The organism is Janthinobacterium sp. 75, from assembly GCF_004365495.1.
GTDB lineage: Bacteria > Pseudomonadota > Gammaproteobacteria > Burkholderiales > Burkholderiaceae_D > Janthinobacterium.
In genome coordinates, this window is record NZ_SORD01000001.1 from 2,344,028 (window position 1) to 2,356,944 (window position 12,917).

Here is a 12,917-nt window from a genome sequence, read left to right on the forward strand (position 1 = left end):
CCGTGAAACGGCGGGGGAGGGCGTGAAACGAAGGTAAAACTGCCCGTGACGTGGTCACGGGCAAGCGATAAAACTTATTCCGTTGGTGGCACGTAGCCCATGGCCGCATCGGCGCCATCACCGAAGAAATGTTTTTCCATTTGCGTGGCCAGGTATTTGCGGGCGCGCGCGTCGGCCAGGTTCAGGCGGTTTTCATTGACCAGCATGGTCTGGTGCTTGAGCCAGGCGGCCCACGCTTCTTTCGACACCGATTCGTAAATCTTCTTGCCCAGTTCGCCCGGGTACGGTGGGAAATCCAGTCCTTCGGCTTCCTTGTTGAGTTTGATGCAGTGGATCGTGCGGGCCATCTGTGCTCCTGAATCAGTATAGAGATAAAGCGTGATTATAAGGCACTTTGCGCCTGCCCTCGCGGGGCCGTCGCGGCCAGGCCACGCGCCGTTTGCCGGTCCCTTGCGCTGGATCAAATTTGATCTGCGCCGCCCCAGCTAGTAAGATGCCTTATCGCGCCAGCCGCTGGCTGCGCCTCTTCACAGTAAGTAATAACAATTAACCAATATGGAATCCCTATGACCTCAGTGAAAGTCCATGGCATCGATGTCAGCAATACAGGCAGCTTCGTGCTGTTTGGCGGCATTAACGTGCTCGAATCGCGCGATCTTGCCATGCGCGCCTGCGAAGAATATGTGCGCGTGACGCAAAAACTGGGCATTCCATATGTGTTCAAGGCCAGTTTCGACAAGGCCAACCGTTCATCGATTCATTCCTACCGCGGTCCAGGCCTGGAAGAAGGCATGCGCATGTTCCAGGATGTGAAGGCGGCGTTTGGGGTGCCCGTGATTACCGATGTGCATGAGCCATGGCAGGCGCAGCAAGTGGCCGAAGTGGTGGACGTGCTGCAATTGCCCGCCTTCCTGGCGCGCCAGACGGACCTGGTCGTGGCCCTGGCGAAAACCGGTAAAGTCATCAATATCAAGAAGCCGCAGTTTTTGAGCCCTGGCCAGATGGCCAATATCGTCGAGAAATTCAAGGAAGCGGGCAACGACCAATTGATCCTGTGCGACCGCGGCACCTGCCTGGGCTACGATAACTTGGTGGTCGACATGCTGGGCTTTGGCGTCATGAAGAAAACGTGTGACGACTTGCCTATCATCTTCGACGTCACGCACGCGCTGCAGCAGCGCGACCCCGGTGGCGCCGCCTCGGGTGGCCGCCGCCAGCAAGTGGCGGACCTGGCCCGCGCCGGCCTGGCCGTCGGCATCGCCGGCCTGTTCCTGGAAGCCCATCCGGACCCCGACAACGCCCGCTGCGACGGCCCCAGCGCCTTGCCGCTGGACCAGCTGGAACCATTCCTGGCGCAATTGAAGGCGCTCGACGACCTGGTGAAATCGTTCGCACCGCTGAATATCAAGTAATCCTGTTTAAGTAATGAAAAAGCCCGGCATGCCGGGCTTTTTCAGTTTTACAGTGTCTTGATGAGCACTTGGGATTTACGTTGCCAGTTATACATATGCTGGCGGTCCTTCGGCAAATCGTCGACGGTGGCCGGTACGAAGCCCCGTTTCTTGAACCAGTGCGAGGTGCGCGTGGTCAGCACGAAGAGTTTGTTCAGGCCGGCGGCGCGCGCGCGGTTCTCCATGTGTTTCAGAATACGCTCGCCGTCGCCCTGGGCTTGCACTTCCGGGTTGACGGTCAGGCATGCCATTTCCGCCATCTTTTGCGCGGGGAAGGGATACAGGGCGGCGCAGCCGAAGATCACGCCATCATGTTCGATGACGGAGAAATAATCGATTTCGCGCTCGATCAGCTCGCGGCCTCGCTTGACGAGGGTGCCGTCCGCTTCCAGTGGTTCGATCAGCTTGATGATGCCGCCCACGTCTTCGATGGTGGCCTGGCGCAGGCTTTCCAGGTTTTCATGACTGATCATGGTACCCACGCCATCATGGGTGAACAATTCCAGCAGGGCCGAACCGTCCATCGAGAACGGCACGATGTGCGAGCGCTCGACGCCGTTGTGGCATGCCTTGACGCAATGTTTCAGGTAGAACGCCGTGGCGTCCGGCAGGAAACCGGCCATCAGCACGGCTTCGGCCTGGTGCGACGACAGTTCGCGGATTTCCACGCCCGTGGCGTCTTCCATCATCGGCGTTTCCGTGATGAAAATCAGTTTGTCCGCGTGCAGGGCGATGGCGGCGCTGCAGGCCACGTCTTCCATGGTCAGGTTGAACGCTTCGCCCGTGGGCGAGAATCCCAGCGGCGACAGAAGCACCAGGCCGTCCGAACCGAGGATGGAATGGATGGTTTCGGCGTCCACCTTGCGCGTGATGCCCGTCAGTTCCAGGTCCACGCCATCGATCACGCCCAGCGGGCGCGCCGTGATGAAGTTGCCGGAAATGATACGGATGGCCGCATGCGACATCGGCGTGTTCGGCAAGCCCTGGCTGAACGCGGCCTCGATATCGAGACGCAGCTCGCCGGCGGCCTCTTTCGCGCATTCCAGCGCGGCGATGTCCGTGATGCGCACGCCATTGTGGAAGCGGCCTTCGACGTTACGCAAGGCCAGTTGTTCCGCCACCTGCGGCCGCGAGCCGTAGACAACGGTGACATTGATGTCCAGCGCATGTAGCAGGGACAAATCATGGGCCAGCACCTGCAGCGCCCCGGCGCTGACGAGTTCACCGGGGAAGGCGACCACGAAGGTCTTGCCGCGAAAGGCGTGGATGTAGGGCGCGACCGAGCGCAGCCATTGGACGAATTGGGTAGGGTTTTCCATTAAGCGCATTATAATTCGCTGCGCGATGTGCGCGCTTAAAATACCTGTAAAAAAACAATGTCTTCAGCCAGCAATAAGTCTTCCCCTCCTTCCTCCGTTGCAAATGTGCCCGCCAGCGGGGATGTTTCCACGCCTGCCGCCGCGCCTGCGCAGGGCCGCCAGCGCCCGCCCGTGAGCCAGCAAAGGCCGCAGGCGCCACGCACGGAACAGCAGAAACAGCAACAGCAGCAGCGCGCGCCGCGCCCGCCGCGCGAGGGGCAGGCGCCGCGCAATGACCAGGCTAGCCGCGAAGAGCGCGAGAGTCGCGAGAGCCGTGACGCTGCCCGCGCCGCGCGCGAGGCGGAAAAGGCATTCCGCAATCCGCTGCCGCCGATTACCTATCCGGAAGACTTGCCCGTTTCGGGCCGGCGCGCCGAAATCGCCAAGGCCCTGATGGAAAACCAGGTCATCATCGTCTCGGGTGAGACGGGTTCCGGCAAGACGACGCAGTTGCCGAAGATTTGCCTGGAACTGGGACGTGGCCAGAAGGGCATGATCGGCCATACGCAGCCGCGGCGTATCGCCGCTTCCTCGACGGCCAAGCGCATCGCGCAGGAGCTGGGAACGCCGCTGGGCGAAACGGTGGGTTTCAAGGTGCGCTTTACCGACACCCTGAGCCGTGGCGCCTCCGTCAAGCTGATGACGGACGGTATCTTGCTGGCCGAGACGCAGACCGACCCGTTGTTGAAAAATTACGACACCATCATCATCGATGAAGCGCACGAACGCAGCCTGAACATCGATTTCCTGCTCGGCTATCTGAAACAGCTGCTGCCGCGCCGCCCCGATTTAAAAATCATCATCACCTCGGCCACCATCGATGCGGAACGCTTCTCGCGCCATTTCGGCACGCCGGAAAAGCCCGCGCCCGTGATCGAAGTGTCGGGCCGTTTGTACCAGGTGGAAGTGCGCTACCGCCCAGTGGAACGCGAGCAGGTAGCCATGCCGGGCGCAGGCAGCAATGCCGACAAGCCGGGCCAGCGCACCGCCGCCGCGCGCGAAAAGCGCGACCTGATGGATGCCGTCGTCGATGGCGTGGAAGAGCTGTGCCGCATCGGCTCGGGTGACGTGCTGGTGTTCTTGCCCGGTGAGCGCGAAATCCGCGACTGCGCCGAAGCGCTGCGCAAACACCATCCGCCGCATGTGGAGATTTTGCCCCTGTTCGCCCGTTTGTCCGCCGAAGAGCAGGAGCGCGTGTTCAAGACCAGCAATGCGCGCCGCATCGTGCTGGCGACCAACGTGGCGGAAACCTCGCTGACCGTGCCCGGCATCCGCTATGTGGTCGACGCGGGCCTGGCGCGGGTCAAGCGCTACAGTTATCGGAACAAGGTCGAGCAACTGCAGGTCGAGCCGATCGCCCAGTCGGCCGCCAACCAGCGCGCTGGCCGTTGCGGCCGCGTGGCCGATGGCGTCTGCATCCGCCTGTATGAAGAGCAGGATTATCTGCTGCGGCCCAAATTCACGGAGCCGGAAATCCTGCGCTCCTCGCTGGCGGCCGTCATCCTGCGCATGAAATCCCTGCACCTGACGGACGTGGAAACCTTCCCCTTCATCGAGCCGCCGCTGGCGCGCGCGGTGGCCGACGGCTACCAGTTGCTGCAGGAACTGGGCGCCGTCGATGAAGTCAATAAACTGACGCCGCTGGGCAACAAGCTGGCCAAGCTGCCGCTGGACCCGCGCGTGGGCCGCATGATCCTGGCCGCGCTGGATAACGCCTGCCTGACGGAAGTACTGATCGTCGCCTCCGCGTTGTCGGTACAGGACCCGCGCGACCGCCCGATGGAGCACCAGCAGGCGGCTGACGAGGCGCACAAGAAGTTTGCCGATGAAAAGTCGGAATTCTTGAGCTATCTTAAAATCTGGCGCTGGTTCGAGTCTGCCATCGAGCACAAGAAAACCAACCGCCAGCTGCAGGACAATTGCCGCACGAATTTCCTGTCGCAGATGCGCTTGCGCGAATGGCGCGACGTGCACTCGCAGCTGCTGACCATCGTCAAGGAACAGGGCTGGCGCCTGAACGAAGCACCTGCTACCTATGATAATTTGCACATGGCCTTGCTGACCGGCTTGCTGGGCAATATCGGTTTCAAGGGCGAGGACGAGCCGGGTGCGGGCTATCTGGGCGCGCGCGGCATCAAGTTCCACATCTGGCCCGGTTCCTCGCTGCTGAAAAAGCCGGGCAAGTGGATCATGGCAGCCGAACTGGTCGACACGACGCGTTTGTACGCGCGCTGCGTAGCGCAGATCCAGCCCGAGTGGCTGGAAAAAGTGGGCGTGCACCTGCTGAAAAAATCGTGGGGCGAGCCGCGCTGGGAAAAGCGTTCGGCGCAAGTGACGGCGTCCGAACGGGCGACTTTGTATGGGCTGGTGGTGTACAGCCAGCGCCGCATCAATTACGGCAATTTCAACTTGCCGGAAGCGCGCGAAATCTTCATCCGCGATGCGCTCGTCGGCGGCGACTTCGACACGCGCGCGCCATTCTTTGCGCACAACCACAAGCTGATCAAGGACATCGAAAACCTTGAGCACAAATCGCGCCGCCTGGACGTGCTGGTCGACGATGAACTGATCGCCGCCTTCTACGACAAGCTGCTGCCGGCCGACGTGTGCAATGGCGCCGGTTTCGAAAAATGGCACAAGGACGCCACGCGCGACAATCCGAAGCTGCTGTATTTGAACCGCGAAGAGCTGATGCGCCACGAGGCGGCCGGTGTGACGACGGATCTGTTCCCGAAAACCATGTCCGTGACGGGCCTGGAAATGGGCCTGACGTACCACTTCGAGCCGGGCAGCGTGCGCGATGGCGTGACGTTGAGCGTGCCGCTGTATGCGCTGAACCAGTTGCCGCGCGAGCGCTGCGAATGGCTGGTGCCGGGCATGCTGAAGGAAAAAGTGCATCTGCTGCTCAAGTCCTTGCCGCAAAAGCTGCGCCGCCACTGCGTGCCCTTGCCTGACTATGCGGCGAAATTCTGCGAGCGCGTGCACGAGGCGGGCGTGTTTGGCCGGGGTGACCTGATCGACGCCATCATCCTCGACATCCGCACGCAAATCACGATCAATGTGCTGACGACGGACTTCAAGCCGGAAACCCTGCCTGCCCATCACTTCATGAATTTCAAGGTGATCGACGAGCATGGCCGCCAGCTGGACATGGGCCGTAACCTGGCCACCCTGCAGGCGGAATTCGGCGGCCAGGCGCGCCAGAGTTTCCAGAAACTGGCCGAAGTGTCGGGCGTTTCCGGCACGGGCACGCCCGGTGCCAAGGTGGCGGGCGCGCAAGTGGCGTCGCGGCTGCAGGCGCAAGCCCAGGGTGCCGCCGCCAACGCGGCAACAGGCAAGGGCGGCGCGCCGGCCAAGGGAGCGGCTGCCGCTGCGGCGCCGGCGTCCCCGAATGCCACCGTCTCGCAGCACATGGGATTGACGGCCTGGACCTTTGGCGAATTGCCGGAATTGCTGGAAATCGTGCAGGGCAAGCTGACCCTGATCGGCTTCCCGGCGCTGGTCGACAAGGGCACGCATTGCGACCTGGAAGTGTTTGACGACCCGACCGTGGCCGCGCGCACGCACAAGATCGGTTTGCGCCGATTGTTTGCGCTGCAAATGAAGGAGCAGATCAAGTACGTCGAGAAAAGCATTCCCGGCTTGCAGCAGATGGGCATGCAGTTCATGGCCCTGGGTTCGCAGGAAGAGTTGCGCGAGCAAATCATCAACAAGGCGCTTGATATTGCTTGCTTGCAAGATCCGCTGCCGCTGGACGCCGCCTCGTTCGCCAAGCGCCAGGCGGAGGGCAAGTCGCGCCTCGTGTTGCTGGTCAATGAAATCGCCCGTTTGCTGTCGCAAGTGCTGACGGAATTCCACGGCTTGCCCAAGCGCCTGCAGAATATTCCCCCTGCTGCGGCGACCGATATCCAGTCGCAGCTGCAGGGACTCGTGCATAAACGCTTCCTGACGGAAAACGAGTACACGCAGCTGGCGCATTTCCCCCGCTACCTGAAGGCGATCAACGTGCGCCTGGAAAAGCTGCGCGCCGACCCCGCGCGCGACACCAAGCTCATGGCCGAATGGCAATCGGCGGCCGCACCATACTTGCGCCAGGCCAAGGACCGCCAGGCCGGCAAGAACACGGACCCGAAACTGGTCGAGTTCCGCTGGATGCTCGAAGAGCTGCGCGTGTCCCTGTTTGCGCAGGAATTGCGTACGCCGATGCCGGTGTCGGCGAAACGGTTGCAAAAGGTATGGGAATCGATGCAGCGGTAGGCCGGATTAGCGGGGCGAAGCCACGCGTAATCCGACGCCATCGTTGGCGCGACGGTGGTGCGGTGTCGCTGGTGGTGTCGGATTACGCAGCTACGCCGCTAATCCGACCTACCCGACCCAGGTTCTACCTCTCATCATCGCTGAGCGAGGAACGTGAGCCCAGGTCGCTGCCAGACTGCATGCGGCCCGCTGCCATGGCGCCGCCGCCATAGAACGCTTCCATCTGCTGGTTCCACGCATCGCTGCTCATGTCGGGCCAGTTGTTCTTGTCGAAACCGGGCGCATCTTTCAGCCGGTTTTTTTCCACATTCAGCAGGAAGCGCTTGTTGACGGGGTCCAGCATCAGGCGTTCCCAGGGCACGGCAAACAGCTTGTCGCCCATGCCCGGAATGCCGCTGAAGGACAGCACGGCATAGGTGATCTGGCCGGTGCGCATGTCGAGCATGATTTCCTTGATGTTGCCCAGTTCCTCGTCGCCGTAATTGTAGACATCGTCGCCGATCAGGGTGTCGACCCCCAGCAGGTCCGGCTCAGGGCTGTCGTGGTCGCGGTACATGCCCAGGATGTCGCGGTCCAGATAGCTCATGGTGTTCTCTCCTCGTGAAGGGCTGATCGAGTCCCCAGATTACGCATGCGTACAAGGTCGCGCTTGATCTGCCTCAATGGTGTTAAGTAACCCCCAATAAATTATTATGATTTCTGACTTCCATAACCGGCGCTCTGCGGCGTTGCCCACTGCTAGCAGTGCTCGCACTGCGTCGCAATGGGCGCCTTGCATAGCATCCGGTTCTGTTTGGCATAAATTCACAATAATTTCCTGAGGATTACTTAGCGGCACTTTTATCGGTGCGCAAACGTACGGTGTTGTCCGCCAACTGCGGTACCCTATGCGTTCTAAGGAGGAGGCCGCACATGCTGACGATGCAACGATGCAGAGGGATGAACTTGCGGTACGCTCCACGACCACATGCGCGAGATTTTCCATGGTGAAGCCCGCCACCAAATGGCTGCGCGGGCTATTGCGTGCCGGTAAGGCGCAGCAGCGCACGGCGACCAAGCTGGCCAAGGTACTGTTCGGACCCGTGCCGGCCAAGCCCAAGCCTCGCAAGGCAGTGAACAAGGTCGTGCACAAGGCCGGCGCCAAGGCGGTGGTGAAAACCGTCGCCAAGGCGCGTGCCAGGCCCGCCAGCGATGCGCCAGCCGCGCTGGCGCCATTCGCCACGCCCCTGTCGCCCCCGCGCGTGCGCAAGCGAACGGCGCCCCCGCCGGGCAAGTGGCTGGCCGCCCACTATGCGCCATTGCCGGGCCGGCGCCTGCCGTATTTCCTGTACCTGCCCGAGAAGGCGCCGAGCGCCGCCATGCGCACCCGGGGCCGGCCGCTGCTGGTGATGCTGCACGGCTGCGAGCAGAGCGCCACGCAGTTTGCCGAAGGCACACGCATGAACCGCCTGGCTGAACGCAAGGGCTATGCCGTGCTGTATCCGCAGCAATCGTTGCGTTCGCATGCACGCCGCTGCTGGAAGTGGTATGACAAGCTGACGCAGGAGGGGGGCGGCGACGTACGCCTGATCGTCGGCGCCATCGAGCAGGTGGCGGCCCGCTATGCCATCGACCGCACGCGCATCTATATCTGCGGCATCTCCGCCGGCGCCGGCATGGCCCATATCGTGGCCCTGAACCATCCCCATCTGTTTGCCGCGCTGGGCCTGCATTCCGGGCCCGTGTTTGGCGCCGGGCATAGTCTGATCGGTGCGCTGCAGGTGATGCAGCATGGCGCTGCCGCCCGTGCCGACGCGGCCATCGATGAAGTGCTGGCACGCCACCCCGCGTTTCCCCGCCTGCCCACCATCCTGCTGCAAGGGCAGGCTGACAAGGTGGTGCGGCCGATCAACCAGACCCAGCTGGTGCGCCAGAGTGTGCGCGTCAACCGCCTGCCAGCCGATACGCTGGTGACGGCGCAGCGCCTGCCCGGCGGCGCGGCGGGCGGGCGCACCCCGGCCCATGCATATGCCCTGCACGATTATCAGGTGGGCAAGGATGTGCTGCTGCGCGTGGCGCAGGTCGATCACCTTGAACACGCGTGGAGCGGTGGCGACGCCAGCCTGCCGTTCAATGACAAGGCCAAGCCCGACGCCAGCAAGATGCTGCTCGATTTCTTCTCCAGCCACCGCCGACTGTAAGCCAGCCTGCCGAACGCCGCAACGGCGCCAGGCACTGGTATGCATCGTTCTTCCACGCCCCCGCAGGGCCGCGCCAGCGTGCCGGCACGCTGGCCGCGCCTTTTCCGCACAGATGCCTTTGCCGCAGTACCATGGATTTTGTCCGAGTGGTATTGCTGCGGTATTTAAAATTCACAAAAAAAGGCGCTAAAAATACTAACTGGTATACAATTGGTACATGTTTTCAGTGTGAAGCTGTGTTCGCCGTCCCATGCCCCGACGGCCGATGCGCACTGACGGCAGCCACCCACGTTACGGAATGCGCCATGTCCATCAAGTCCAGGCAATTGCTGTGGTTTTTTGCGTTTTTCCTCGTCTTTGAACTGAATATTTATCTGTCGAACGACATGATCATGCCGGCGATGCTGGGCATCGTCGACGAGTTCCAGGCGGAGAAGAAGTTCGTTCCGCTGTCCCTGAGCCTGTACCTGCTGGGCGGCAGTTCGCTGCAGATTTTCCTGGGCCCGCTGGCCGACACCATCGGCAAGCGCAAGCTGGTGCTGAGCGGCAATGCCTTGTTCCTGCTGGCCACGCTTGCCGTGCCGTTTGCCACCTCGATCGAGCAATTTCTCGTCGCGCGTTTCATCCAGGGCATGGGCTGCTGCTTCATCTTCGTCGGCTATGCCATGATCCATGAACTGTTCGATGACATGGCGGCCGTCAAGCTCAGCAGTATTCTGTCGAGCACCACCATCCTCGCACCCCTGGCCGGCCCCATCCTCGGCAGCGCCATCATCAGCCGGCTGGACTGGCGCTACGTGTTTTTCCTCTCCGGCCTGCTGGCCTTGCTGTCCTTGCTGGGCCTGTTCAAGACCATGCCGCGCACGGCGCCGACACAGCCGCGCCTGGATGGCCGCGCCATCGTGCGCAGCTATGTCGCCATTTTCAGCAACGGGCGCTTCATGTTCGGCATGTTCACGGCCGGGCTGGCCACCGTGCCCCTGACGGCCTGGATCGGCTTTTCGCCCATCTTCGTGCTGCAGGAGATGGGCGCCTCCTACGCCACGTATATCGCCCTGCAATGCGTGATTTTGTCCGGCTTTGTCTTCAGCAGCATCGCCATCCAGCGCCTGCGGCAGGATTTCCCGCTCGGGCATCTGCTGCGCCTGGGCGGACTGATCGCGGCAGCCGGCATGCTGGGCGCGGGCGTGGGCCGCCATCACGTCGACGTGTTTGCGGCCTGCATGTTTGTCTATTCCATCGGCTTCGGCCTGTTCAATGGCGCCCTGATCCGTAGCGCGATCACTGCCAGCAAGGAATCGATGACACTGACGACGGCTGCCATGAGCTTGCTGTACTGCATTTATTTGTCCGCCTGGCTGCAGCTGTACAACGTGCTGTGCCAGCGCTTCGGCTATGCGCTGGAAACGTATGCGCTGCTCAATATCCCCGTCATCGTGGTCATCGCCGGCTGCCTGCTGTTGTTTGCGCGCGGCATGGCGGGGCGCCGGGAAAGCGAGGTGCGGCTGGCCCGGCACTGAAGGCGCAACGATGCGCATGTTCCCGACCTTGAGTTACCTCCTGCGACGTTTATTGACACCCTCCAGCGGAAAATGGTGCGCCCATGAAAATAGATGACCTGGCCTCAAAACACGATCAAGCAAAGATTTTCAACCTGGAATACGAGTTTCGCATCCACCGGCTGAAACTCGATTACATCACCCTGGCCGATATTCGGCCAGCCGGCAGCGACCTGGAACAACTGGCAGCGGAGCACCAGGCAGGCATCGCCGCCCTGCGCAGCTTTGTCGCCGGCAATTTTACGTATTTCAATGCGGCAAGCTGTTCCTCGCTGAGCTGTATCCCCACGCGCGCACTGGGCGACGACGAGCGCTACCTGCACCGCATCTGGATGGGCGGCCCCTTGCCGGCCGTCGCCTGTGAAGCGATCCAGCAGTGGGGCGCGGCGCTGGAAGAGGTGCGGCACAACGGCGGTGCGCCATATGTCTCCATCCTGTGGGCCTGGGATGCGCAACAATTGCGCCATGACGAGCGCTTCAGCCCCACGGGTGGCGCAGGGCGCTACACGATAGGCCGCTACGCCATCGGCGGCACGACCCTGCATATCAACTCGCTGCGCGCGCTGGCGCTGGACTTTGCTCCTGCCCGCTTCGATATCCTCGATACCCTGCATGCGCAGCGCTACTTCGCCACCTTGTCCGATTATTTCCGCATCCTCATCATGTGCGAATACGGCGGCATGTATATGGATGTCGATACGATCCCGCATAAGCCGGCGACGATTTTCCTGATGAAACCGGAAGTGCCCGATTATTTCCAGCGCAAGGAGGGCGAAGGCGAAGCGCGCCAGCATGTCAGCTGGATGAATCTGTTCCTCGATGAAACGGGCATGCTGATCGCCAAGAAGAACGATGCCGCGCTGCGTGTGATCCAGCGCAATGTGAACCTTGCTTATGCGGGCATCGATGGGGAAATCCCCCGTTCTTGCCCGCAATTCGAGGCGCAGCTGTTTGGTCAGTTCTATGCCGAATGGAAGAAAAACCTGGGCGTGACCCTGCTCAGCCATGCCGAGTTCTACCAGCGCTATTGCGTGCTGTATGACGGCGCGCGGGAAGCGGTGACGGGCGGCATCCGAGGCATGCGGCTGCTGGACGATATCATTACCGACATGCACATCCCCTTGAGCGACGAGGAGCGTCGCGCGTATGCGCGCTGCGTGGCGCGGCTAGCCGAAATCGATTGGCAACTCGACGATCCATTGAGCCTGCCCGACATCGTCGACGTGTTCGACATCGAGGAAGTGCCGCGCATGGCGTATGCGGCCCAGTTGCGGGCGGACATCGAGCATTTTCACTATTACTCGGTGCTGTCGGAGGACCCGCAACTGGACCGCGTGAATGCCGTTTTTTGCCGCTACCTGCTGGCCCACCGTTCGCAGCATATTGCCGCCGGCAATTTCTGGTGCCCCACCGTGGGCCGCCACGGCAGCCGCATGCCGGCCGTCGGCGATGCGGCCCCGTCCGGCGACGAGGCGCAGGCGGGCTTGCTGTCGCATGCGCCGCTCAGGCTGGTGCCAGGTGAGCTGCTGGGCGACGAGGCGAAGAACCGCATGGCGAAACTGCTGTTTGCCACCAGTTATCTTGAATACTGTTCGTTTGGAAACAAGCTCAATCTGCAGTTCGTCGAATTGCAGCGGCGGCAGAACATCGACCCTTACCTGACGCACATCCACGGCCTGCATGACGAGGACGACCGTTTCATCGGCTTTTTCACGGCCGCCACGATGGCCGAATTCCAGGCTTGCGGCGCCGTCTCGTATTACCGCGATGACATGAAGGCGCTCGACGATGCCTATGACGCATTCGTGTTCGCGCATGCGCGCGCCGACGACTGTTTCGTCAGCAGCCTGGCCATCGACGAGAAATACCGGGGGCATGGCCTGTTCCGGCAGATGTTCCATGAAATCCGCGACCTGGCCAGCCGCAAGGGCTGTGCGCGCATCACCCTGACGGTGTGGGAAAAGAGCGACGCCTTGCAAGTGTATCTGCACAAGGGTTTTCGCAGCGTGGGTACGTTCGACTATGCCTACAGCCTGTTCTATGACCGCCTGCACTTCCTGGTGTACGAAGGCAACTGAGGAGGGAAACTGAGGAGGGAAACCGAGAGGAGCT

The 12,917-nt window shown here is 61.7% G+C and carries 8 protein-coding genes; 5 read left to right on the plus strand and 3 right to left on the minus strand.

What is annotated here, in order from left to right:
• Positions 1-74: 74 nt before the first annotated feature.
• A complete protein-coding gene (locus C8C89_RS10720) occupies positions 75-347 on the minus strand; it encodes an oxidative damage protection protein (RefSeq protein WP_034750797.1) in 273 nt (90 codons plus the stop codon).
• Between the two features lie 219 nt (positions 348-566).
• Here C8C89_RS10720 and kdsA point away from each other — a divergent pair, with 219 nt between their 5' ends.
• Entirely contained in the window at positions 567-1,412 is an 846-nt protein-coding gene (gene kdsA, locus C8C89_RS10725) for a 3-deoxy-8-phosphooctulonate synthase (protein ID WP_133989841.1), read from the plus strand.
• Between the two features lie 47 nt (positions 1,413-1,459).
• Here the strand turns inward: kdsA and argA are convergent, their stop codons facing one another.
• Positions 1,460-2,770 carry an amino-acid N-acetyltransferase gene (argA, locus tag C8C89_RS10730; protein WP_046685875.1) on the minus strand — a complete coding sequence of 437 codons (1,311 nt, stop codon included), beginning with the start codon at positions 2,768-2,770 and terminating at the stop codon, positions 1,460-1,462.
• Between the two features lie 57 nt (positions 2,771-2,827).
• Here argA and hrpA point away from each other — a divergent pair, with 57 nt between their 5' ends.
• Positions 2,828-7,066: an ATP-dependent RNA helicase HrpA gene (hrpA, locus tag C8C89_RS10735; protein WP_166674709.1), complete on the plus strand. Its 4,239-nt coding sequence runs from the start codon at positions 2,828-2,830 to the stop codon at positions 7,064-7,066.
• 124 nt (positions 7,067-7,190) lie between these two features.
• Here hrpA and C8C89_RS10740 read toward each other — a convergent pair whose 3' ends face one another.
• Entirely contained in the window at positions 7,191-7,652 is a 462-nt protein-coding gene (locus tag C8C89_RS10740; protein WP_133989843.1) for a PRC-barrel domain-containing protein, read from the minus strand.
• A 397-nt stretch (positions 7,653-8,049) separates the two neighbouring features.
• Between C8C89_RS10740 and C8C89_RS10745 the strand changes: the two genes are divergently transcribed.
• The 3 genes from C8C89_RS10745 (at position 8,050) to C8C89_RS10755 (ending at position 12,883) form a co-directional block, all read left to right on the plus strand.
• A complete protein-coding gene (locus tag C8C89_RS10745) occupies positions 8,050-9,246 on the plus strand; it encodes a PHB depolymerase family esterase (protein WP_133989845.1) in 1,197 nt (398 codons plus the stop codon).
• A gap of 305 nt (positions 9,247-9,551) precedes the next feature.
• Positions 9,552-10,766 (plus strand): MFS transporter, encoded by a 1,215-nt coding sequence (locus tag C8C89_RS10750; protein WP_133989847.1) that lies wholly within the window; start codon positions 9,552-9,554, stop codon positions 10,764-10,766.
• Positions 10,767-10,849: 83 nt separating this feature from the next.
• Positions 10,850-12,883 (plus strand): GNAT family N-acetyltransferase, encoded by a 2,034-nt coding sequence (locus C8C89_RS10755; RefSeq protein WP_133989849.1) that lies wholly within the window; start codon positions 10,850-10,852, stop codon positions 12,881-12,883.
• Positions 12,884-12,917 lie beyond the last annotated feature (34 nt).

Bases quoted from the DNA above. Each gene is read 5' to 3' on its own strand.
- C8C89_RS10745 (WP_133989845.1), top strand. From the start codon at position 8,050: ATGGTGAAGCCCGCCACCAAATGGCTGCGCGGGCTATTGCGTGCCGGT.
- C8C89_RS10755 (WP_133989849.1), top strand. From the start codon at position 10,850: ATGAAAATAGATGACCTGGCCTCAAAACACGATCAAGCAAAGATTTTC.
- C8C89_RS10740 (WP_133989843.1), bottom strand. From the start codon at position 7,652: ATGAGCTATCTGGACCGCGACATCCTGGGCATGTACCGCGACCACGAC.
- C8C89_RS10750 (WP_133989847.1), top strand. From the start codon at position 9,552: ATGTCCATCAAGTCCAGGCAATTGCTGTGGTTTTTTGCGTTTTTCCTC.
- argA (WP_046685875.1), bottom strand. From the start codon at position 2,770: ATGGAAAACCCTACCCAATTCGTCCAATGGCTGCGCTCGGTCGCGCCC.
- C8C89_RS10720 (WP_034750797.1), bottom strand. From the start codon at position 347: ATGGCCCGCACGATCCACTGCATCAAACTCAACAAGGAAGCCGAAGGA.
- kdsA (WP_133989841.1), top strand. From the start codon at position 567: ATGACCTCAGTGAAAGTCCATGGCATCGATGTCAGCAATACAGGCAGC.
- hrpA (WP_166674709.1), top strand. From the start codon at position 2,828: ATGTCTTCAGCCAGCAATAAGTCTTCCCCTCCTTCCTCCGTTGCAAAT.